Annotated in this window: 27 protein-coding genes; 14 read left to right on the plus strand and 13 right to left on the minus strand. The window is 37.2% G+C overall.

Annotated features, from left to right (window positions below):
- Positions 1-9 precede the first annotated feature (9 nt).
- The 6 genes from DCS32_RS03505 to groL all read left to right on the plus strand — a co-directional run bounded on the left by DCS32_RS03505 (position 10) and on the right by groL (position 5,229).
- Positions 10-1,233 (plus strand): outer membrane beta-barrel protein, encoded by a 1,224-nt coding sequence (locus DCS32_RS03505; protein ID WP_108877014.1) that lies wholly within the window; start codon positions 10-12, stop codon positions 1,231-1,233.
- Positions 1,234-1,272: 39 nt separating this feature from the next.
- Positions 1,273-1,785 (plus strand): LptE family protein, encoded by a 513-nt coding sequence (locus tag DCS32_RS03510; protein WP_108877015.1) that lies wholly within the window; start codon positions 1,273-1,275, stop codon positions 1,783-1,785.
- Positions 1,785-2,708, plus strand: coding sequence for a hypothetical protein (locus DCS32_RS03515; protein ID WP_108877016.1), 924 nt, complete (start codon positions 1,785-1,787; stop codon positions 2,706-2,708). The genes DCS32_RS03510 and DCS32_RS03515 overlap by 1 nt, the downstream gene beginning before the upstream one ends.
- Before the next feature lie 6 nt (positions 2,709-2,714).
- On the plus strand, positions 2,715-3,056 hold the full coding sequence (secG, locus tag DCS32_RS03520; protein WP_108877017.1) for a preprotein translocase subunit SecG: 342 nt from the start codon (positions 2,715-2,717) through the stop codon (positions 3,054-3,056).
- Between the two features lie 164 nt (positions 3,057-3,220).
- The gene (groES, locus tag DCS32_RS03525; RefSeq protein ID WP_108877018.1) at positions 3,221-3,496 is read left to right on the plus strand and encodes a co-chaperone GroES; all 276 of its coding nucleotides are present in this window, start codon (positions 3,221-3,223) and stop codon (positions 3,494-3,496) included.
- Positions 3,497-3,597: 101 nt separating this feature from the next.
- Positions 3,598-5,229: a chaperonin GroEL gene (groL, locus tag DCS32_RS03530; RefSeq protein WP_013751159.1), complete on the plus strand. Its 1,632-nt coding sequence runs from the start codon at positions 3,598-3,600 to the stop codon at positions 5,227-5,229.
- Positions 5,230-5,340: 111 nt separating this feature from the next.
- Here groL and DCS32_RS03535 read toward each other — a convergent pair whose 3' ends face one another.
- The 11 genes from DCS32_RS03535 to xrtF all read right to left on the minus strand — a co-directional run bounded on the left by DCS32_RS03535 (position 5,341) and on the right by xrtF (position 12,511).
- A complete protein-coding gene (locus DCS32_RS03535; protein WP_108877019.1) occupies positions 5,341-5,544 on the minus strand; it encodes a hypothetical protein in 204 nt (67 codons plus the stop codon).
- Positions 5,541-6,308 (minus strand): heavy-metal-associated domain-containing protein, encoded by a 768-nt coding sequence (locus tag DCS32_RS03540; protein ID WP_204161798.1) that lies wholly within the window; start codon positions 6,306-6,308, stop codon positions 5,541-5,543. The genes DCS32_RS03535 and DCS32_RS03540 overlap by 4 nt, the downstream gene beginning before the upstream one ends.
- Before the next feature lie 5 nt (positions 6,309-6,313).
- Complete coding sequence (locus DCS32_RS03545) at positions 6,314-7,186, minus strand: NHL repeat-containing protein (RefSeq protein WP_108877020.1); 873 nt, start codon at positions 7,184-7,186, stop codon at positions 6,314-6,316.
- A gap of 87 nt (positions 7,187-7,273) precedes the next feature.
- On the minus strand, positions 7,274-7,900 hold the full coding sequence (locus DCS32_RS03550; protein WP_239057558.1) for a heavy-metal-associated domain-containing protein: 627 nt from the start codon (positions 7,898-7,900) through the stop codon (positions 7,274-7,276).
- A gap of 39 nt (positions 7,901-7,939) precedes the next feature.
- The gene (locus DCS32_RS03555; protein WP_108877021.1) at positions 7,940-8,710 is read right to left on the minus strand and encodes a hypothetical protein; all 771 of its coding nucleotides are present in this window, start codon (positions 8,708-8,710) and stop codon (positions 7,940-7,942) included.
- A 154-nt stretch (positions 8,711-8,864) separates the two neighbouring features.
- A complete protein-coding gene (locus tag DCS32_RS03560) occupies positions 8,865-9,281 on the minus strand; it encodes an HYC_CC_PP family protein (RefSeq protein WP_108877022.1) in 417 nt (138 codons plus the stop codon).
- A gap of 104 nt (positions 9,282-9,385) precedes the next feature.
- Entirely contained in the window at positions 9,386-10,417 is a 1,032-nt protein-coding gene (locus tag DCS32_RS03565) for an alpha amylase (RefSeq protein WP_108877023.1), read from the minus strand.
- 106 nt (positions 10,418-10,523) lie between these two features.
- Positions 10,524-10,904, minus strand: coding sequence for a hypothetical protein (locus tag DCS32_RS03570; RefSeq protein WP_108877024.1), 381 nt, complete (start codon positions 10,902-10,904; stop codon positions 10,524-10,526).
- 34 nt (positions 10,905-10,938) lie between these two features.
- A complete protein-coding gene (locus DCS32_RS03575) occupies positions 10,939-11,502 on the minus strand; it encodes a DUF3347 domain-containing protein (RefSeq protein WP_108877025.1) in 564 nt (187 codons plus the stop codon).
- 36 nt (positions 11,503-11,538) lie between these two features.
- Positions 11,539-11,970, minus strand: coding sequence for an exosortase F system-associated membrane protein (locus tag DCS32_RS03580; RefSeq protein WP_108877026.1), 432 nt, complete (start codon positions 11,968-11,970; stop codon positions 11,539-11,541).
- Positions 11,963-12,511: an exosortase family protein XrtF gene (gene xrtF / locus DCS32_RS03585; protein ID WP_108877027.1), complete on the minus strand. Its 549-nt coding sequence runs from the start codon at positions 12,509-12,511 to the stop codon at positions 11,963-11,965. The genes DCS32_RS03580 and xrtF overlap by 8 nt, the downstream gene beginning before the upstream one ends.
- A gap of 33 nt (positions 12,512-12,544) precedes the next feature.
- Between xrtF and DCS32_RS03590 the strand changes: the two genes are divergently transcribed.
- Positions 12,545-13,000: a GAF domain-containing protein gene (locus tag DCS32_RS03590; protein WP_013751147.1), complete on the plus strand. Its 456-nt coding sequence runs from the start codon at positions 12,545-12,547 to the stop codon at positions 12,998-13,000.
- Between the two features lie 76 nt (positions 13,001-13,076).
- On the opposite strand, the gene DCS32_RS03595 is transcribed toward DCS32_RS03590, so the two are convergent.
- The gene (locus DCS32_RS03595) at positions 13,077-14,339 is read right to left on the minus strand and encodes an ABC transporter permease (RefSeq protein WP_108877028.1); all 1,263 of its coding nucleotides are present in this window, start codon (positions 14,337-14,339) and stop codon (positions 13,077-13,079) included.
- Positions 14,340-14,509: 170 nt separating this feature from the next.
- On the opposite strand from DCS32_RS03595, the gene purH reads away from it, so the two are divergent.
- The 6 genes from purH to rodA all read left to right on the plus strand — a co-directional run bounded on the left by purH (position 14,510) and on the right by rodA (position 21,708).
- On the plus strand, positions 14,510-16,042 hold the full coding sequence (gene purH, locus DCS32_RS03600) for a bifunctional phosphoribosylaminoimidazolecarboxamide formyltransferase/IMP cyclohydrolase (protein WP_108877029.1): 1,533 nt from the start codon (positions 14,510-14,512) through the stop codon (positions 16,040-16,042).
- 109 nt (positions 16,043-16,151) lie between these two features.
- Positions 16,152-17,180: a rod shape-determining protein gene (locus tag DCS32_RS03605; protein ID WP_013751144.1), complete on the plus strand. Its 1,029-nt coding sequence runs from the start codon at positions 16,152-16,154 to the stop codon at positions 17,178-17,180.
- A 14-nt stretch (positions 17,181-17,194) separates the two neighbouring features.
- Positions 17,195-18,040 carry a rod shape-determining protein MreC gene (gene mreC, locus DCS32_RS03610; RefSeq protein WP_108877030.1) on the plus strand — a complete coding sequence of 282 codons (846 nt, stop codon included), beginning with the start codon at positions 17,195-17,197 and terminating at the stop codon, positions 18,038-18,040.
- The gene (locus tag DCS32_RS03615; RefSeq protein WP_013751142.1) at positions 18,030-18,536 is read left to right on the plus strand and encodes a hypothetical protein; all 507 of its coding nucleotides are present in this window, start codon (positions 18,030-18,032) and stop codon (positions 18,534-18,536) included. Before mreC ends, DCS32_RS03615 begins: the two co-directional genes overlap by 11 nt.
- Positions 18,533-20,449 (plus strand): penicillin-binding protein 2, encoded by a 1,917-nt coding sequence (gene mrdA / locus DCS32_RS03620; protein WP_108877031.1) that lies wholly within the window; start codon positions 18,533-18,535, stop codon positions 20,447-20,449. The genes DCS32_RS03615 and mrdA overlap by 4 nt, the downstream gene beginning before the upstream one ends.
- Positions 20,449-21,708 carry a rod shape-determining protein RodA gene (gene rodA, locus DCS32_RS03625; protein ID WP_108877032.1) on the plus strand — a complete coding sequence of 420 codons (1,260 nt, stop codon included), beginning with the start codon at positions 20,449-20,451 and terminating at the stop codon, positions 21,706-21,708. Before mrdA ends, rodA begins: the two co-directional genes overlap by 1 nt.
- 87 nt (positions 21,709-21,795) lie before the next feature.
- On the opposite strand, the gene DCS32_RS03630 is transcribed toward rodA, so the two are convergent.
- Positions 21,796-22,053 (minus strand): Rv0909 family putative TA system antitoxin, encoded by a 258-nt coding sequence (locus DCS32_RS03630; protein ID WP_108877033.1) that lies wholly within the window; start codon positions 22,051-22,053, stop codon positions 21,796-21,798.
- A 137-nt stretch (positions 22,054-22,190) separates the two neighbouring features.
- Between DCS32_RS03630 and DCS32_RS03635 the strand changes: the two genes are divergently transcribed.
- Positions 22,191-23,021 carry a DMT family transporter gene (locus DCS32_RS03635; RefSeq protein ID WP_108877034.1) on the plus strand — a complete coding sequence of 277 codons (831 nt, stop codon included), beginning with the start codon at positions 22,191-22,193 and terminating at the stop codon, positions 23,019-23,021.
- The last annotated feature ends 4 nt before the right edge of the window (positions 23,022-23,025 follow it).

Consider the following 23,025-nt stretch of genomic DNA (forward strand, 5'->3'; position numbering starts at 1 on the left):
CTTTATCAAATGAACAAAACACTATTATTCTTATTTCTTTCATGTATTGGCATAAATAGCGTTGCACAAACAGAATACGTAAAGGGATATTTTATTGAAAATAACAACAATAAAATTGAATGCTTAATTAAGGACAATGACTGGAATAATAATCCAGAAAATTTTCAATATAAATTATCTAAAGACTCCGAGTCTTTAACGGGTGATATCAGTACAGTAAAGGAGTTCATGATTTTAAACTCTTCTAAGTATGTTAGGGCTACAGTAAAAATTGATATGTCAAGTGCTAGTGCTGATTTTTTAGATAAAAGTAGAGCTCCTATTTTTGAAACAAAAACATTATTCCTAAATATTTTAGTTGAAGGAAACACTAGCTTATACTCTTACAAAAATGGAACTATAACCAGATATTTTTATAGTAAATCTGGGGCTGAAATCAAGCAACTTGTATATAAGAAATTCTTAACTACAACTGGCAAAATCAGCACAAATACGCAATATAAACAGCAACTAAAAACAGAGATATCGTGTCCTGAAAACGCTACAAGCAGCCCAGAGAATGTTAGTTATAACAAGAGTAGTTTAATTGGCTACTTTATTGAATACAACGAATGCAATAATTATAGTTTTAAAAATTATAATACGGAGACAAAAGGCAAGGTCATAAACCTTTCTATAAGACCTAGAATAAACAACTCTTCCTTCTCAATTAGTAATCCAGGCGCCACGGTTAAAAAAGCTGACTTAGGTAGTAAGACAAACTTTGGTATTGGATTAGAACTTGAATTAATCTTACCAATTAATAATAATAAATGGGCTTTCATTATTGAACCTTCATACCAAAGTTTTAAGTCTGAAATAACTCAGGAAGCTGGATCTGTATTTGGCGATGCTATTACTACATCAATTGACTATTCATCTATAGAAATACCGTTAGGTCTAAGACATTATTTCTTTCTAAATGACAAGTCTAAACTTTTTGTAAACGCGTCATTTATTGTAGATATATCTTCAGAGACGGCTGTCGAATTTAACCCTGCAAATAATTCTTCAATCGCTCCGTTAGAAGTACGGGCAGGAGGTAATATCGCTTTTGGAGTAGGCTACAAATTTAATAACAGGTATAGTGCTGAAATTAGATATCAAACAGACAGAAATTTACTTAGCGATTTTATTGAGTGGGATTCGAATTACCAAACTACTTCCTTTATTATAGGATACACGATTTTCTAATTTCACAAGCAATTCAATATAATTTATAGATCAAGTCACATGAAATCATTAAACAACTTGTTATTTTTAATTATAACAGCTTTGAGTGTTCAGAGTTGTGGAATGTATTCATTAAGTGGTGTGTCTATAGATAAAGAAGAGACGTTTGAAGTTCGCTTTTTTCAAAATGAGGCTGCTATTGTTGAACCTGGAATCGATAGAGAATTTACAGAACAGCTAAGAGATATCATCCAGAACCAATCTCCGCTAGTGCTTACAAACAGCAACGCAGATGTTGTGTATGAAGGGGAGATAATAGAATACTACATTGCTCCACAAGCATCTACTTCAGAAAATCTAGCGGCACAAAACCGACTTACCATTACGGTGAACGTTCGTTTCTTTAATAATACTCGCGAGGATGGTGAATATGATTTTGAACGTAGGTTTTCATTTTTCTCAGATGTGCCTGGTGAAACACAATTAGTAGGAAGCGCACTAGATACTGCGCTAGACGAGATTTATGAGCGTATCACTCAAGATGTTTTTAATGCATCACTAGCTCGCTGGTAATGAACACAGAACAATACACACAACTACTTGAACATCCTGACCAGATAAATACTGAGCAGACAAGCGATTTGCGCACTATCATTGACGCATTTCCTTTCTTTCAAAGTGCTCATGCGCTATATCTAAAAGGATTAAAAAATCAAGAGAGCTTTGCTTATAACAAAGCATTAAAGCGAACGGCTAGCCATACAGCAGATAGAGCTGTGCTTTTTGACTACATAACGTCAGAGCACTTTTTACAGACAGCAGTAAGTATTCAAATAAAAGACCAAGAAAAACAACTACGATCTCTAGAAGTCACAGATGCACAAGATGTATCTATCTTAGTTGAGCAAGAAGAACAAGCAAAAGCATCGCAAATTCTTGATCCAGATTTATTTGTAGAGAAAAAAGACTCTATTATGACTAGAGCAAAGGCAGAGGATACGCTTCAAGTAGGCAAGCCACTACCTTTTACAAAATCTGAAGCGCATTCTTTTTCTGAGTGGTTACAGCTTTCTTCTTTTCAACCCATAGATCGCTCTTCAGAATCTGATGATGAAGAAGTTCCTGCCACCACTTCAATCAAGGAAGTAGTAATTGACACAGAAATCGAAAGCACAAAAAAATCTGATAATGAGGAAACTACGACTAAAGTTTCGCGAAAGCGAAAGCAACAAATTATAGATTCTTTTATAGAAACAAATCCAAAAATTGGAAATATAAAGTCAATACCAGCATATAAAAAGAAAACAAAAAAAGAATTTTTATTTTCTTCTGACGCCTTGATGACAGAGACTTTAGCACGAGTTTATGTCGAACAAAAAAACTTTCCAAAAGCAAAACAAGCATACCGAATTTTAAGTTTGAAATATCCAGAAAAAAGTGGTTTCTTTGCAGACCAAATTCGAGCAGTAGAACAACTTGAAGAACAAAAAGATTAAAATATTATGAGTACTACGTTTTATATATTTTTAGGATTGATCATTATAGTAGCTTTCCTTCTTATTGTCGTTATTATGGTTCAAAACCCTAAAGGAGGCGGATTATCTTCTTCTTTTGGCGGTGGTGGAACACAGCAAATGGGTGGCGTTCAGAAAACAACAGATTTTCTTGACAAAGCAACATGGGCACTAGCGACTATCTTATTAGTACTTATCCTTGCTAGTAACCTAAGTATTTTTGACGGTACTATAAGAAGCGAGTCTCAAGTTTTTGATGCAGATGCTGTAGAACAAACTACTCCTGCTCCAGAGCCAGTAAGTCTTCCAGATAATGGAGGAGATCAATAGACTCTCACAACATAACATATTAAAGAGCCAGCTATTTTAGCTGGCTCTTTTTTGTTATGCAAATTTGTCAGTGCATGGTGAGTGGCATAATTTCTGTCTTTTACGCTCGCGTAACCAGTTAAGGGTTACAATAACAATTCAACTCAATAATTAAATCTATAACAATGGCAATTAAAATCAAACCATTAGCAGACCGCGTTGTAATCGAGCCTGTTGCGGCAGAAACTCAAACAGCATCTGGTTTATATATCCCAGATAGCGCACAAGAAAAACAACAAAAAGGTAAAGTAGTAGCTGTAGGATCTGGAACTAAAGATCACGAGATGACCGTAGCTGTAGGTGATACAGTTATATATGGAAAATACTCAGGTAGCGAACTCAAATTTGACGGAGTAGATTATATGATCATGAAAGAGGATGATATCCTTGCGATTGTATAATTAGGTATTCGCTTTCGCGAAAGCACACCAAGAGTAATTAAAATATTTTAAACACAGCGCTTAAAGCATACAGCTATAAGCCTTTGTAAAAACAAAACAAAATGGCAAAAGACATAACATTTAATATAGAAGCACGCGACGGTTTAAAACGTGGTGTAGATAAACTTGCAAACGCAGTAAAAGTTACTTTAGGACCTAAAGGTCGTAACGTGATTATTTCAAAATCATTTGGCGCACCACAGGTGACTAAAGATGGTGTAACAGTTGCAAAAGAAATTGAACTGGAAGACGCTCTAGAAAACATGGGAGCTCAAATGGTAAAAGAAGTAGCTTCTAAGACTAACGACCTTGCTGGAGATGGTACAACTACCGCGACAGTACTTGCTCAGGCAATAGTTACAGAAGGACTTAAGAACGTTGCTGCAGGTGCAAACCCAATGGATCTTAAGCGCGGTATCGATAAAGCTGTAGAAGCTATCGTTGCAGATCTTGAGAAGCAAACTACTAAAGTGGGTAACTCTTCTGATAAAATCAAGCAAGTAGCATCTATCTCTGCAAACAATGATGACGTAATAGGTGATCTTATTGCCCAAGCATTTGGGAAAGTAGGAAAAGAAGGTGTTATCACTGTAGAAGAAGCAAAAGGAACAGAAACGTATGTGGATGTTGTAGAAGGTATGCAGTTTGACCGCGGATTCCTTTCTCCTTATTTTGTTACTAATAGTGAGAAAATGAGTGCCGAACTTGAGCAGCCATATATCTTACTTTTTGACAAGAAGATTTCAAACATGAAAGATTTGCTACCTGTACTTGAGCCTGTAGCTCAAACTGGAAAGCCACTTCTTATCATTGCAGAGGATGTAGACGGAGAAGCACTAGCAACATTAGTAGTGAATAAATTACGTGGAGCTCTTAAAATTGCTGCTGTAAAAGCACCAGGTTTTGGAGATCGTCGTAAAGCTATGCTAGAAGATATTGCAATTCTTACTGGAGGAACTGTAATCTCAGAAGAGAGAGGTTTCACTTTAGAAAATGCTACACTTGATATGCTTGGTACGGCAGAAACTGTATCTATAGATAAGGACAACACTACGATTGTAAACGGAGCTGGAGATTCAAAAATCATTAAAGCTCGTGTAGGTCAAATCAAATCTCAGATTGAGACTACTACATCAGATTATGATAAGGAAAAACTTCAAGAACGCTTAGCTAAACTTGCTGGAGGTGTTGCTGTACTATATGTAGGTGCTGCTTCTGAAGTTGAGATGAAAGAAAAGAAAGACCGTGTAGATGATGCTTTACATGCAACTCGCGCAGCTGTAGAAGAAGGTATCGTAGCTGGAGGTGGTGTTGCACTTGTGCGCGCAAAGAAAGCTCTTGAAAAAATCAAAACAGAAAATGCAGATGAAGCAACTGGTGTACAGATTGTAAATCGCGCTATTGAAGCACCTATACGCACTATCGTTTCTAACGCTGGTGGTGAAGGAGCTGTTGTGATTTCTAAAGTTATGGAAGGCAAAAAAGACTTCGGTTTTAATGCTAAAAATGGCGAATACACAGACATGCTTAAAGCTGGTATTATCGATCCTAAAAAAGTAACGCGTGTAGCACTTGAGAATGCTGCATCTGTTTCAGGAATGATTCTTACTACTGAGTGTGCTCTTACAGATATTAAAGAAGATGCACCTGCAATGCCTCCTATGGGAGGTGGCGGAATGCCAGGAATGATGTAAGTTGCGGTGCGACAGACTCTAATTGAACTACCTATGGGTATGTTCAGTAAAAACCTCTGCTTTTCGGCAGAGGTTTTTTTATGGTTGATGTTACGCTTTCGCGAAAGCGTACTACTTCTTTTTAAAATATTGCCAGACAGAAACTGCAATCATCACTAGTAGTATTGGTAGAATAACAATCAAATCATACCGAACCTCAACTCCATAGTCGAGATGCTCGTCAGTCAGGTATACTTGAATATTATACTCCCAAATAATATAGAACACTACTAACACAATGGTGCAAATCTGGGCAGTGGTAAACTTCAATTTCATATAAATCGTATAAGCATAATAATTGCCATTATAATCATAATAGCATTCTCGATAAAAGTTGCTTCAGTCATAGGTAGTTTTAAAGCCGTACCTAGACATGCGCATTGAATTTCCTTTTTACTCAACAGTGTTTTAGTCACACCCACCGTTGTAATACCAAGAATCACAATAGTAGCTATAAGTGCCATTTCTACTTGAACACGCATTAAAAACATAAGCCCTAGTACGGTTTCGATAAATGGATAAATCTTCCCATAAGCTGGTATCGTATGAGCCAGCGGATCGTACATAGAAAAGCTTGTTGAAAATCCTTTAAGATCTAGCATTTTAAAGAAGCTAAAGACAATATAAAAAAGCCCCATAAAATCTAGCATACCAGACTGCCAGTTTGCTTCTTTATAATTGAGCAATACAGATGCGACAGTGATGTAAAACAATATTAAAAGCAACGGTTTGAGTTGCTGCAATTTTGACTCTTCAACTACTTGCGTAGCTGACTCACTATTTACAAACACTCCAGAACTCTTCTCTTGCGTTTCACTAATCGCTTTCGAAACTTTCTTAGATGACAAGCTATATTTTTCTGGCAAAGCATCTTGCAGTGTCTTTATAGAAATGTGATCAACCATCGTGAGAATAGCTTCTTCATCTTCTAGAGATACAATTACATTTGCAACACCATCAATATCGCCTAGCTTTTTTTCTACACCTGCCCTGCAACCATTACACGTCATTCCTTTTACTGTATACGCTTGCTTTATCATAGTCATTAGTGATTATGGTCATCATGATGTCCCTCCTCAAGAGGAGCTTCTACGAGCACTTCTTTTTGCTCATATACACTCAGTGACTTCCCTTTATAATTAGTTACATATAATATCCCACCTACTAGCAACATATCTGTAGGTTTTAAAATAGCATCATTGATTTCTTGTTTGAAATTTCCTTCATGATCAAAAACCAACACTCTATTATTTTCAAAGTCTGTAGAGAACACTTCTTTGTCTGAAACATAGATACCAGTGGCTGCGTTCATCTTTTGATCTTCACCTATAGTCATTAAGTGGTTTCCTTTTTTATCAAATTTTTGAATCCTATTATTATAAGCATCGGCTACCCAGATGGCATCATCTGTGATTTGCACATCTGTAGGATAGTAAAAATCTCCATCTGCCTTACCTTCTTTCCCAAATGAAGACCAAGTCACACCATCTTCGGTATATAAAATACGGTTGTTATAAAAATCTGCGATAGCTAGTGCGTTACCTCTAGCATCTATTCCTGCAGGCGCATCTAGACTATCTGTTATTACGATAGGTTTTTTTGTGGTTCCTAACACAGACAACACCTCATCATTACCATATTGCGGAATGTACAACACACCAGCATCTGCTGCAATATGCATTGGTCTATCTAATGAATCTATAGATTGTTGTATATCTCCATTTAGATTTACTTGAACAACCCTATTATGATCTCCATCGCTTAGCCACAGACCGTTTTGATCTTGTGCAATCCCGATAGGGTTGATACCCTCTAGGTTAATAGTCTTAGTATGTACCCAATTGATTTGAGTTTTTGGCTCCTCTTTGCAACTATACAAAGACAAAGCGGTAAGTAGTATAAAATATAAATTTTTCATAGTAATTGTTTGTTTAAAAAAAAGAGAGGCAGCAGCATGTGTATTACATAACTACCTCTCTCGTCTTTACCTTAGGGGTGAAAGACACTATTGTACTAAACGCTCATATTTACAACAAGCCGGAAGATCATCGTAAGCGCCTGTTGTTGCTTTATGAGCCTTTGTATCATGACCAGCCTTAGCGATTTCTTTTTGTATAGCATCTGTTGTAGTCTGGCTATTATCAAAACTCACTTCTAACATTTGATTGTTTTGATTCCAAGCGGCATCTGTTACTCCTTCTATACCATTTGTAACTTTTAAAATACGTGCTTCACACATCCCGCACTTCCCTGCTACAAGCATTTTTTGAGTCTTGACAACACTCTCTGCTGTAAGCATCGTGGTATTAGTTTCAGAAAGTTCCACTTTACCGCTAGCTCTAATGATTTTTGAAGTTATAGGTGTATATCCAGCCTTTTCTACCTGTTTTACAACAGCATCCATCGTAAGTGCTTTTTCTGCAGGATACTCAAAACTAAAGTCGCCTGTTTCAATATCGATAGCTACTTTCTTTATTCCTTTAAATTCCTTGAATTTTTTCTCTAATCCGTAAGCACAGAATGGACAACCTAGGCCATCTACCTGCACTTCAAATTGATCCATTTCCTTTTGCGCTTGCACACCCATTGTGGTAAACAAAGCTATTACTAGTATTGATATTATTGTTTTCATAGTATTTGATTTAATTCTCTCTGTGAGATACTGTTATTATTAAAGTATAAAACGTGTTCCTAGGTATATAGAATATATCCTCTCTATTGCCTCAGGAACGTTTTGGCTAAGCGGTACTTGAACCCCTGCTTCCCATGTCCATTGCTTTCTTGCATATTGAATTCCTTGAGCATATAGCAATTCAAATTGATCACGCTCTAAAAACCACTCGCTAGAATATTCAAAATATAAATTGAGTTGATTAACAGGATACGTAGGTTTAAGCAATGGCAATCCAAATCCTAATTTATAAACCAACTTATCAAGAGATCCATCTGGCACCCAGTTATACCCCACTTCATTAGAAACACCATATTTGAGCGATTCATAACCTGCTACCACACCGTAATACCCTGAGTATTTACCGGTACTTATACCCTCAATATCGAGAGCTTCTCCGGTAGGTAAGGTCTGTAATGTTTTGGCAACCATTCGGAAGGTTTTACCCGTTCCATCTTTTCTATAAAACTGATACTTACCTATAATGTTGATGTCACCTAATGTACTTCCGCTTCCGCGAAAATCGTCATAATCATAAGTTACGTAAGGTAGATGGACTGCTACGAGCGTGTTTGATGTAGGTAAATAATGCAGCATAAGAGGTACGCGAGTTGCTGTCCCGTCTTCTGAGACACGTATTTCGGTAAGTGTTTTTGCTATAAAACTTCCGCCACCTAACATAATAGGTTTATCTGCGGTAAGTGGTGGTCCTTGTGAGTGCGCTTTCGCGAAAGCGAATGTCACCAATAAGACTATAAAAATTTTTTTCATTGTGATTCTCGTTATACCCAAAGATTGGGTAATTAGTAATAAAAGTGTAGTTACAAAAAGAGCAACTAGCTTATATTTCTATGGCATAAAAAACCATAGTGGAATCCCAAATGCGCAATGATATTGCACGAAGAGATACCTGTGTATACAGGTATTAAATTAGGTATTGATTGTAAGCAACTTGATAATCTGTAATTATCAAGGGAGGAGGGTGACTTATAACTGATGCAGAATACTTATCTGCTTCTACAAAGAGATATGTATAGCTATAGGTGAAGGCTTTTAAAAATACAAGTTGATCTGTAGTAAATTGATCGAGCTGCATTTTGAGCTCATCTTGACCTTCAAAAACGGTTTGCTCATTCTTGCAGCATCCCATTTTTTTGTAAGTGTCTTTGCCATACTTAGCGTCTAAGGATTGCATCATCTCACAAGGAGCAGCTTCACCAAAAATCGCAACATCAATTAAATGATCTCCACAATAGTGCTTATCTACACTAAAAGACATCGTAGATCCTAGCACTAAAAGCGCTAAAAATAAAGATGTTATTTTATGGAAACCGTTTTTCATTAATGCAAAAATAAATAAAAGCCAAATAACAATGATGTTACTTGGCTTTTTAATAACAATTACTGTGCCTATATAATCACATTATGATTAGAGAGGCGCAGTGATTATAATGAGTATTGTAGTCCAACTGTCACAGTCTCCTTGCGCTTGAGTTGTACTCCATTTACATCTTGTAAGAGAGGTGTAGCTACTTCAACACCTAAACGTACATTCTTTAATGCTCCTTTATAAGCATAAAGATTAAACCCTAATCCCCCATCTATATAAGTGCCACCAGAGTTTCTAGTATCTGCAGTGATTACCATAAGCGGATTCAAATCTGGATTTGCGCCATCTATTTCTGAAACTACACTTCCTTTTACACGTGCAGAAAAACTAATCCAATCTGCCGTTTTATAAGCAATCCAGTTATCAAGGCTATATACATTGCCCAATCTATAATCGCGATCATTAGTCCCAGTACGGATTACTCCATTTACTTTATTTCCACCAGAGAATCTATCTGTTTGCCACAAATACGTTGCCCCAAGAAGAGCATCTACGGTGCCGCTTCCTATCTGCATAGGATAAGGTAGTATTACTTCATTACCATTAGATGCAGGAGTAACATCCATTTCATCTATACTTCCTGTAGGTAATGACACCCCTACTTTACCGTGTAACTGCTGTCTGTTCTTATTGAAAACAGTATATAAGGCCGATAATTTGAGATCTGTGATTCCGCTAGATGCTGTGCTAAATGTTCCTCCCATGGCTGTAAGGTGTTCCATATCCATAGATGTATATCCCAGCATCGCTGCAAGTGTAACTTTATCTGACACAGCATACATACCTCCTAGCATATGCATGTTCATAGGCATATCTGTAGGTGTAACCATATATTCTCCTCCATTAGGAAGTAATACACTATCAAAACTTACATCATCATTACCTCTTTTAAGATCATCCATTTGCATATTCATATATCTATATGAAAACATGAATTCTCCTTTTTTGTGAGTATGGTCACCCATAACAGATACAGGAGCATGCCCATCTGGACGATTACTTGACCATGATTGTGATAACTCTTGCTCTTGTGCGTATGTACTAGTAGCAACTACTGCGGCGAGTAGTGCTATATATAATTTTCTCATTTATTGAATTTTAAATATTGTGTATAGTGAAGTGAACGTACTCTTTTGAGTACGCTCATAAACTGCGAGACTAGCGATATTAAAAGACTAGTATCTCTTTATAAATTCAATAAGCTTTGGGTGCTGGATCTATACGCTCTTGGAAGGTTTTAATACTTCCCAAATGATTTGGAAAATTCTCCTTAGCATAAGCTATTGAGGTAGATGATATATCTACCTGATCTTGATTTTGATAAAATAATGGATAAAAAACCTCTACAATCTGTAATTGCTGTCCTTGAGAAAAATCCTCTTGGTCTGCATCTAAAGTGAGCTGCTTAGAAAGAAAACACTTACCATTACACTGCAAGGCAGGCTTGTCTGTGTTAACACAATACGTTTCTATTATATAATCTATATTAAGCTCGTAATACATTACGTACCCCACGTTTATGGCAGGACGTAGTGCAAAGAAAAAGAATATGACAAGCGCAAAAGTAGATCTCAACGAAGAAGGCTCTCTGTTACTAATAAATTAATGTTTACTGAATTTCCTTATCTACTACACCACACTTCAACATCTTGTCTCCGTAATATGGGTTACGTATTTCTGGTGAGTTAGATAACCAGTACGCACCTTTACCTTCAAAGGCCATCGGGCAATATTGCTTATATATAGTTCCAGATGTAATCTCGCTTGATAAGTACACCTCTACTTTTTTTGAAATATTTTCAAAAGCTACGCGTTGCTCTGCCGTATCCTTAGACACTGAGATAAGCGCAAGGTCGTCGCTTAAACCTCTTGTGATATCACTTTCAGTTTGTGATTCAAGTGTGCTCTTAAAGTTAGAAGCAATCTCTGCCGCTTCATAAGGATCTGTATTTACTAGGGCTCCTTTTAAACTCAAATAAGCTGCGTGCATTTGTGATGCTTCCTCTGTTTTAAATGTTACATCCTCAACAGCATCAGTCACATTTAAATCTCCATTTTCTGTCACTACAGCGTTTACACCTATTTGAGTAGGTGCCGTTTGCACGTCTGAAACTATTTGTTGTTTACACGAAACAATCGCTAGAGCTGCTATTACTAATAAAGTGTTTTTCATCTTATAAAATGTTTAGACTACAAAAATACACATACCCTATTTATCAACCTTACGGTAATAAAAAAAAGCAGGTAATAAGAGAAAAATCAACAATGGCTGTATTAAGAATCTACGCACGTAGAATAACGGCAGATATTCTGAAGGATTATGATGATGCAGTAAGTAGTAAAACGGCAGTAATAATATTACCAAAACTGCCAAGTAAAATATACTCGTGAATTTTAAAATACTCCTATCTGCAAAAACTGCCCATAAAATTCCTAGAGACAGTAGCATGTTAATGAAATATCTTAAGAGTACATTTAAAAAGAACTTCCCTTGCGCTAGTTCGGGCAATGCCTTATTCTGATAATCACCATGGAAGTAATCAATAAGCGGATCGTAGAATAGTTCGCTTTCGCGAAAGCGTACATACAACAACCCCAACAATAACAATCCACCTATCAGGATGCGGACTAACTTATTCATCCTTCACCGGTTTTTTATAAGAGTTGATCCAACCTATCCATAACAAGAACACGGTACCATAAATTACCGCCGGAAAGATGGTTCCATGAAGTACATCTGCATATTGTGGATACTCATAAATACCTATGGTAAGTAATGCAATGCGCAAGACATTCATCCCGTAAATAAGCGCTACACCTCCAAAAACAAATAAAAGCGTGCGCTTCATATCACCGAAGAATGCTAGCATGAATGAAATAAATAATAGCATTACACTTACAGCATTACAGCCTTCTACAACTCTAGCAAGCGTTTTTCCATTCATTGTGAGATTCATAGCAGGCTCCCATTTACTTGGCAGCACTTGCATGTCATAACCTAATGATGTGATGACAGATTGACTTTGCCTGGCAACTGTATGTGTAATAATGTCGGGAAAATAGCGACTACTACCTCCATAAGTTAAAAATAGTTGGTAAAGCACCACAAAAACCAAATAACTTCCTATGAAGATAATGAGAAATCGAAGTACGGACTTATATTTGCGTAGTAGTTTAAGCAAGGGGCGTATTTTAACGTCTAAAATACAAGAAAAATGGCTTTTGAAGATTTAAAAATAGAAGTAAGCCGCATCGCGGATAAAAAAGAAGATAGCGCTACAAGCAAAATGACTGCAATATGTGAGTTATTGCGCGAGCGCATAGAATATTATGACTGGGTAGGTTTTTACATGGCAAACCATGAAAAGCGCACATTACACCTAGAAGCATTTGCTGGAGAACCTACAGATCACACGGTAATTCCTTTTGGAAAAGGGATATGCGGTCAGGTAGCAGAATCTAATGCAAACTTTGTAGTGCCAGACGTAAAAGCACAAGACAATTATATTGCTTGTTCTATCACTGTAAAAAGTGAGATTGTTATTCCATTATTTAAAGATGGTAAAAACATAGGTCAGATAGATATAGACTCAAGTCACGTTGATCCTTTTACAAAGGATGACGAAGATTTCCTTGAGTTTGTAAATGTGCAAGTTGCAGCATTGCTATAAGGAGTACCTTCCACTAATTAAACAGCCTCAATTCTAAATTTAGAATTGAGGCTTTTTTTTATAATATGTGAAGCTATTACATCCCTGTTCTTATTGCTTCTACGGGATCTAGTCGAGAAGCCCCTATTGCTGGGATAATCCCTGCGATGATTCCTATGATAAATGTTGTGAAGAGTCCTAAAAAGATATTATCAAAAGATAATACAAATTCAAAGTCTCCCGCAATCTTAGAGACATCAAGTATCCAGACGATGAGCTGGACCATAACAAGCCCGATAAATCCGCCAAATATAGATAACAATACAGATTCAAATAAAAATTGAAATAAGATGAAACGGCGCTTTGCTCCTAGTGCCTTTTGTATTCCTATTAAGTTGGTACGTTCCTTGACACTCACAAACATAATATTTGCAATCCCGAAACCACCTACTAGTAGTGCAAACCCACCTATTAACCAGCCTACCGTAGTAAGCACTCCAATAATCCCATCAATAGCATCAGTAAAACCACTAAGTCTATTAATAAAGAAATCACTAGTCTCTCCAGCTTTTATAGACCTACCTGCTCTCATTTTCTGTTCGGCGATAGCGTAGAACTCATCGGCGTCTTCACCTTCTGCTGGTACAATGGTCATAGTAGGAAATGTAGATCTATTATTATCGCCATAAATACGTCTTATGATATTTACGGGAATTACTATTTTTTCATCCTTAGAATCTCCAAAGGCGTTAATACCTTGCTTCTTGAGAACTCCAATAATTGTAAACTTCCTGCTTAAGGTTTTTATTTGTTTTCCTATCGGATCTACTCCTTCACCAAAGAGGTTATCACGCAATACAGACCCTATAATTGCAACGGGCACTCCGTTTGTAGACTCTTGCTCATTAAAAAAACGTCCAGCCTCAAAATCTAATTTTTCTATTTCATAGAGTCCTTCTGTTGCATTATCAACTTGAACACTCTCTACTACTTTCCCTTCGTAACTTATCTTTTGTGAAGGAATAGACATCGTATAGTTTATAGCACCTAAGCCAGGGAGATTACGCTGTAAGTTCTGATAATCCTCGTAAGTAACAAGCGGAAAACGCTCTCGCTTCCAGCGCGGAACTTCTGTGGGTCCAAAGGAGATATGACAGATAATCATACTCCCCTGATCTAGGGAAGAAAGACTTCCTTTAATGTCTTTTTCAAGTGAATCTACCGCTGCGAGCACCCCGATAATTGAGAAAATCCCAACGGTTACTCCCATCAAAGAAAGAAACGTGCGAAGCTTGTTATTGCGCAATGCATTTACAGCAAATCTAAAACTCTCCCCTAAGGCTCTTAAATATATTAGCATTGATTGATTTTATCTAAAGATACGAGTAAGACGCCACACACTAAAAATTGTTACAAAGTCATGTCAATTTGTTAATAGAAACCCCAAACAAAAAGGGTTGAAATACCTATTTTTGAAGCTTTTAAAACCCATCCATTTAGGATCAACCAAAATCTATTAATTTTCTCACAATGAGCACAACAAAAAAAATAGGCGCAGCACTAATTTCAGTATTCCATAAAGACGGCTTAGCCCCTATCGTTCAAAAGCTTCATGAACAAGGAGTAACCCTTTATTCTACTGGTGGAACAGAGAAGTTTATTAAAGATTTAGGAATCCCAGTTGTACCGGTTGAGGATGTGACTTCTTACCCTTCTATCTTAGGTGGGCGTGTAAAAACATTACACCCTAAAGTTTTTGGAGGGATTTTAAACCGTCAAGATCACGAAGGAGATGTAAAGGAAATGGAAGAATTTGAAATTCCGCAGCTTGATCTTGTTATTGTAGATTTATACCCTTTTGAAAAAACTGTTGCTTCTGGCGCGCCAGAACAAGATATTATAGAAAAAATAGACATCGGTGGTATTTCACTTATACGTGCCGCAGCTAAGAACTTCAAAGACACCTTATGTGTATCTTCTATGGAAGACTATGCAGAGGTTCTTGACATTATTACTGCAGGAAACGGAAGCACTACTATTGCACAAAGAAAACGTTTTGCAGCAAAGAGCTTTGCCGTTTCTTCACACTACGATACTGCAATCTTTAATTACTTCAATACAGACCAAGAAATCCCAGTACTTAGGCATAGTAAGAATGAAGGGAAAACACTTAGATATGGAGAAAATCCGCATCAAAAAGGGTTTTTCTTTGGAGATTTTGATGAGGTTTTTGAGAAGCTTCACGGTAAAGAATTATCATACAACAACCTGCTTGATGTAGATGCTGCTGTAAACTTGATTTCAGAATTTCAAGGAGAAGCACCTACGTTTGCTATTCTTAAACACAACAATGCATGTGGTTTTGCACAGCGTGACACTATGCACCAGGCATATGTAGATGCACTTGCTGGAGACCCTACTTCTGCCTTTGGCGGAGTATTAATTGCCAACGGAAACATAGATATTTCGACTGCAAATGAAATTCATAAATTGTTCTGTGAGGTAGTGATAGCGCCGTCTTACGACGCAGATGCACTAGAAATTCTCAAAGGAAAGAAAAACAGGATAGTCCTTACGCTCAAAAATATCGTATTACCTGAGACAACCGTGCGCACTTGCCTTAACGGAACACTCGTTCAAGGTCGCGATAACAAGACAGATGTGAAGGAAAATTTAACAAACGCAACAACTACCGCTCCTACAGACATGGAGATAGAAGATTTACTGTTTGCTTCAAAAATATGTAAGCACACAAAATCAAATACCATTGTACTTGCAAAGAATAAACAACTTTGTGCAAGTGGTACAGGTCAAACTTCTAGAGTTGATGCATTGAGACAAGCTATTCATAAAGCAACCTCTTTTGGTTTTGATCTTAAAGGATCGGTAATGGCTAGTGATGCATTTTTCCCTTTTCCAGACTGTGTTGAGATTGCAGATAATGCGGGTATCACATCGGTAATTCAACCTGGTGGATCTATTAAAGATCAACTTACCATCGATTACTGTAATGAGCACAATATCTCAATGGTAATGACGGGAACAAGACATTTTAAACATTAATACAAGTTTAAGGGAGTACGCTTTCGCGAAAGCGTAATTTTACCCTTTAATATTTGTACATTTATACAAACGCGTAACTGCTAACATTTAATACCTCCACAATAACCCTATGGGATTTTTTGATTTTTTAACCGAAGATATAGCAATTGACCTCGGTACCGCAAACACACTGATTATTCACAACGACAAGGTAGTGGTAGATAGCCCCTCCATAGTTGCTAGGGATAGGACGACCAAAAAAATCATCGCTGTAGGTAAGGAAGCTGCTCAAATGCAGGGGAAAACGCATGAGAATATCAAAACAATTAGACCTCTTAAGGACGGTGTAATTGCAGATTTTGATGCGAGTGAACAAATGATTGCGATGTTCATTAAAGAAATCCCTGCGCTTAAAAAGAAATTCTTTCCACCAGCATTGCGCATGGTGATCTGTATTCCTTCTGGAATTACAGAAGTAGAGATGCGAGCGGTAAAGGAAAGCGCAGAGCGTGTAAATGGAAAAGAAGTTTACTTAATACACGAGCCTATGGCTGCGGCCATAGGTATAGGTGTAGACATCATGCAACCTAAGGGTAACATGATTGTAGATATAGGAGGTGGTACTACAGAAATTGCGGTAATTGCTCTAGGAGGAATTGTTTGTGATAAGTCTGTAAAAATTGCGGGTGATGTATTTACAAATGACATCATTTATTACATGCGTACCCAGCACAACCTCTACGTAGGTGAGCGCAGTGCCGAAAAAATTAAAATACAAATAGGTGCCGCTACAGAAGATCTTGAAGTTCCGCCAGAGGAAATGAGCGTTCAAGGACGTGACCTCCTTACAGGTAAACCTAAACAAGTGCAAATAAGCTATCGCGAGATTGCAAAGGCACTTGATAAATCTATACTTCGTATCGAGGATGCAGTAATGGAAACATTATCTCAAACTCCTCCAGAACTCGCTGCCGATATTTATAACACAGGAATCTACCTTGCTGGTGGAGGATCTATGTTACGAGGTCTTGACAAGCGTCTTTCTCAAAAAACAGATTTACCTGTTTATATTGCCGAAGATCCGCTTAGGGCTGTAGTACGAGGTACTGGAATTTGCCTTAAAAATATTGCGAAGTATAAGAGCGTTCTCATTAAATAGAAAACTCTTAAGTTATGCATCAGATTATCAATTTCTTGATCAGGAACAAGCACTTCCTGCTGTTTGCATTTTTACTAATGCTGTCGCTTGTTTTTACGATACAATCACATTCTTATCACCGTAGTAAATTTGTAAACTCTGCAAACTGGTTTACGGGTGGTATTTATGGATCTGTAACTAGTGTTCAAGATTATTTTAAACTCAAAACATACAACAAACAGCTTCTGGAAGAGAATGCCCGCTTACGCGAAATGTTGAAATCACCTAACGAGGACAATCTAGATCTTGAAGTTCTTACAGATATAACATCACCTATCCCATCAGATAGTCTGCGAAAATTCTCATACATCCCTGCAAAGGTTCTCAACAACAACTACGCAAAAACAGATAACTTTATTACTCTGTTAGGTGGGTCACAAGATAGTATTCATAAAGACCAAGGAGTAATCACTAGCAAAGGAATCGTAGGTATTATTGATAAAACATCTTCTGGATATAGTACTGTATTATCTATTCTCAATTCTAACTTTACCACAAGCGCAAAGTTAAGAGCATCAGAACATTTTGGAACCATGCAATGGGATGGTAAAGACCCAAATATCGTTCAGGTTATTGATATGCAACAACAAGCACCTGTAAAACTAGGTGACACCATAGAAACTAGTGGGAAATCGGCAATTTTCCCGAAAGGGATTCCTATAGGTACAGTAAATGAGTTTGTATTAGATCCAAGTAAAAACTTCTATACACTTTCTATCAAACTTATAAACGATATGACTAATCTAGGTCATGTCTACGTGGTAGAAAATAGCTACAAGAAAGAAATAATAGCACTAGAAACACAGCAAGATGAAGAATAGTGTCTCTGTAAATATTGCTAGGTTTGTAGCACTCATGATTGTGCAGATTTACATTTTCAATAATGTAAATCTCTTTGGGTACATCAATCCCTACCCTTACGTCTTGTTTCTATTAGTCTTTCCATTTACAGCTAATAGAGCGTTATATATTTTTATCGCTTTCTTAACAGGACTTACGATGGACATGTTTGGCAATAGTGGTGGTGTGCATGCTGCAGCCTGCCTCTTCCTTGCATACCTTAGGCCCGTTGCTTTACGATTTTCTTTTGGAGTAAGTTATGAATACAATGCTATAAAATTATCTAAGGTGAGTTTTTACGAGCGATTCATCTTTATTTCTATAATGGTGCTCATTCACCATTTAGTATTGTTTTTACTAGAGGTATTTAACATAAGTAATATACTCTACACCTTAAACAAAACGTTAGTCACTAGTATCTTTACCATAATACTTTGTTTGACTTTTAATATCCTTTTCAGCAGCCGTAACGAATGAGAAAATTACTCCTCCTCTTTATTGTTCTTACTACTGGTGTACTCTTTATTGCTAGACTATTTTATCTGCAGGTGTATGACACCTCTGCAGCAGTTTTATCTGAGAGTAACGCTATAAAGCAGCAGTATGAAATACCACAACGCGGCCGTATTTATGACCGTTATGGTAAACTTCTAGTATCTAACCAACCGTCATATGATTTGATGGCAATACCACGAGAAATCAAACCTTTTGATACGCTCAAGCTATGCTCATTATTAAATATTGATAAGGAAAAACTTGTAAAACAACTCAACAAGGCAATACATTATTCTCCTAGGCACCCTTCTGTTATAGTACCCACCATGTCACAAGAAGAGTTTGCATACTTGGGTGAGCAAATGCGCAAGTTTGAGGGCTTCTTTATCCAGAAACGATCTTTACGTGACTATCAGATAGACTTTGGGGCAAACTTTCTAGGATACATTCAAGAAGTACACCAAGGGATTATTGATAAACAGCCTTACTATATAAGTGGAGATTTAATAGGACGACAAGGTGTCGAGCAAAAGTATGAAGAGCTACTAAGAGGTAAGAAAGGAATTAAATATCTTCAAAAAGATCGATTTAATCGTGTGATAGGTCCTTACAAAGAAGGTACACTTGACCAAGAACCTGAAGAAGGAAAGAACATATACCTTACTATAGATTCTGAACTTCAAAAATATGGAGAAGAATTGATGCAAGGTAAGCGCGGTGGTATTGTAGCCATCGAGCCATCTACTGGAGAAATTCTAGCACTTGTGGCTGCTCCTAATTATGACCCTGCACTTATGGTAGGTCGTGAGCGATCTAAAAATTATTCAAAACTTGATAACGACTCTATTGCAAAGCCTCTTTATGACAGAGCACTTCTAGGAGAATACGCCCCAGGATCACCCTTTAAAGCACTTACAGGACTCATTGCACTCCAAGAAGGAGCGATTGGTCTTGATGATAGAGTGTATTGTAATGGAGGAATGAGATATGGTAGAGGAAAGCCCTTCGGGTGTCACCACCATAAAAGTCCAGTACAAATGATAGATGGTATTGCTTATTCCTGTAATGCTTATTTTGGAACTGCTTACTTAAATACTCTCAATAAATACGATACGCCACAAGAAGGTATTGCTGCATGGCAAGGCCACCTTAAGAGTTTTGGACTAGGAGATTTTATGGGTTATGACTTACCTATAGGAAGACCAGGTTTTATTCCTGGTGAATCATACTATAACAAAATCCATGATTACCCTAATAGAAGATGGGGAAGTGCTGCAACAATATCAAACTCTATTGGACAAGGGGAAGTTGCACTTACCCCAATGCAAATGGCACACTTTACCGCCACTATTGCAAATAGAGGTTGGTTTTATAGACCGCATATTATAAAAAAAATAGAGGGACAAGACACGATCCCTTCTCAATTTGAGCAGAAAAATTATACCACCATAGATGCAAAACATTTTGAACCTGTGATACAAGGGCTGAATGATGTATACAATTATGGAACTGCAGCAAACTTAAAAATACCTGGAATAGACATCTCAGGTAAAACAGGTACAGCAGAGAATTATGCAAAAATTAATGGAGTTACTACACAGCTTACAGATCACTCCACTTTTGTAGCCTTTGCTCCTAAAGATAACCCTAAGATTGCTATTGCTATTTTTGTAGAGAATGGATACTGGGGATCTCGCTATGGAGGACGCATAGCGTCTCTCATGATTGAGAAATACATTAACAGAGAAGTATCGCGTAAAGATCTAGAACAATGGATCCTCACACATACGCTTGAAGAAGAATATGCAAAACCACTGAGCGGCAAACCTTTTCGTATTAATGATGGAAAAAAGATGGTAGGCCAGTTTTTGCTAGAAAATAATCAAGGCAAATAATGAGTAAATTTTCTCGCAATGTTGGTAGTTTTGACTGGGTACTTATTTTATTATACTTAGCCCTCGTAGCTATAGGCTGGGTTAATATTTATTCTGCTGCCTTTGATCCAGATACACAAGCTTTTGCAAGCATGAATAACTTGTACTTCAAGCAACTTGTGTGGATATTTCTAGGCTTTCTTATCATTACGTTTATTCTCTTCTTAGACTCAAAATTCTTTGAGCGATTCTCTAGTGTCATTTACATAGGCTCGTTACTGTCATTAATATTATTGTTTGTTTTTGGTAAGACTATATCTGGGGCCACAAGTTGGTACAATCTCGGTTTCATGAGTTTGCAGCCTAGTGAATTTGCCAAAGCCGCTACCGCACTAGCGCTCGCCAAATATCTGAGCGACATACAAACTAATATAAAAACCATAAAAGATCAAGTACGTGCTCTTGCTATAATAGCAATACCAGCACTTATCATTGTGCCACAACCAGATCCTGGAAGTGCATTGGTTTATGCTGCATTTTTCTTTCCGCTATATAGAGAGGGACTTGCTGCTAGTTATTTAATTCTAGGAGCATCTACGATTACGTTATTTGTGCTTACACTAGTTTTAGGACCTATTTATGTGTCTCTAATTGTTCTTGTGATTGCCTTGATACTGTTTGCTAGAAATAGAAAAAAACGACCCTCAAAACGTCTTTATATAGGTCTTGTTGCAGCAGCGTGTCTTTTTGCATTTTCTGTAAACTACATTTTTGAAAATATCTTCGAGCAACGTCACCGCGACCGTTTTAATATTGTTTTGGGTAAAGAGGTAGATGCAAAAAGTATAGGATATAATACACAGCAAAGTGAGATTGCCATAGGTAATGGTGGCTGGTTTGGAAGAGGGTTTCTAGAAGGAACACAAACTAAAGGTAAGTTTGTACCTGAACAACACACAGATTATATTTTCTCAACAGTTGGTGAAGAGTGGGGTTTCCTTGGGAGTACGCTAGTAATTATCTTATTTGTAGTGCTTATTTTGAGGATCATCCAACTATCAGAAAAACAAAAAAATGACTTCTCGCGGATTTATGGATACAGCCTCGCAGGAATTTTATTCATTCACTTTGTAGTAAACATTGGGATGGTCATAGGCCTTTTACCTACGGTAGGAATTCCTTTGCCGTTTTTCAGTTACGGAGGATCAGGATTATGGGGCTTCACTATTTTACTATTTATCTTTGTAAAACTAGATGGTAATAGAGTAAACGAGTGGTGATCTAAGTACGCTTTCGCGAAAGCGTAAAAACAAACATAAAAAAAGCGAGCATCACTGCTCGCTTTTTTTTACACTAATAACGACTTCTTAGTTGTTATCGTCATCACCATTATAATCGTCTGTTCCTTCGATTTCTTCTTCTAGTTCCTCACCTGCTTTATCGATAGCGTCACCAGTTTTTTCGGCTGCATTTTCAATAGCATCACCAGCTTCTTCAAGTCCGTTTTCAATATCTTCTCCTGCTGCTTCTGCAGAGTTTTCAATTTTATCTTGCGTTGTTTCTCTACAAGAGATTGTTGAGAATGTAAATCCTACAAGTGCTAGTACTACAAATACTTTTTTCATAATAATGATTGTTTATTGGTTAGGGTGTAAATGTAATATGGTACAATTATATTTTTTGTTAATAGGTAGTTATAATAAACCTATATATTTACTAAAATAAGCATGTTATCTGATACCTTTGCGGCTAAATTCTTCCAGTGATAAAAGGAGTTGTTTACATGCTTATTGCCGCATTTGCGTTTACGTGGATGAACTTACTGGCAAAATATCTTGAAGATTTTCACCCACTACAGGTAGTGTTTTTTAGATGCGTGGGTACCTTTATTTTCATCTTCCCGTACATGCTTATCAAGCGAGTTCCTGTTTTAGGTAAAAACAAGTTCTGGCTTACTACTCGAGGATTATTAAGTTTTGTTTCTCTTGCTCTTTACTTTGTAGTCATACAGCGCATCCCATTAGGATCTGCAGTTGCTTTACGATATACAGCCCCTTTGTTTAGTGCAATCTTTGCACTTTGGTTTTTAAAAGAAAAAGTAAAACCATGGCAATGGGTTGCATTAGTCATTTCTGTTATAGGAGCTCTTGTGTTAAAAGGAGTAGATTTTAGAATAGATACGATGAGTTTTATACTCATCATTATGTCTTCTGTTCTCGTAGGTGGTGTATTTACCATCGTGCGTTACTTAGGGTCGCGTGAGCACTTTTTAACCATAATCAACTACTTTATGGTAATCTCCATCATAGGTAGTCTTTTCTTCATACAACACTGGCGTATGCCTGTGGGTGTTGAGTGGTGGTATGTAAGCGGTATAGGAGTGTTTGGTCTTTTCGGCCAAGTGTTCTTAACGCGTTCTTTCCAACTTGCAGACACAGCTACCGTAGCTCCCATTAAATACATGGAACTCGTTTATGCGTTAATCTTAGGCTACTTTCTATTTAATGAACGCTACGATACTGCTCCTCTTGTAGGAATGGGAATTCTAGTTATAGGGATGCTACTTAACGTTTGGGTTAAAAGAAGAGCTTAGAATC

This window comes from Dokdonia sp. Dokd-P16, assembly GCF_003095655.1.
In the GTDB taxonomy this organism is placed as follows: domain Bacteria; phylum Bacteroidota; class Bacteroidia; order Flavobacteriales; family Flavobacteriaceae; genus Dokdonia.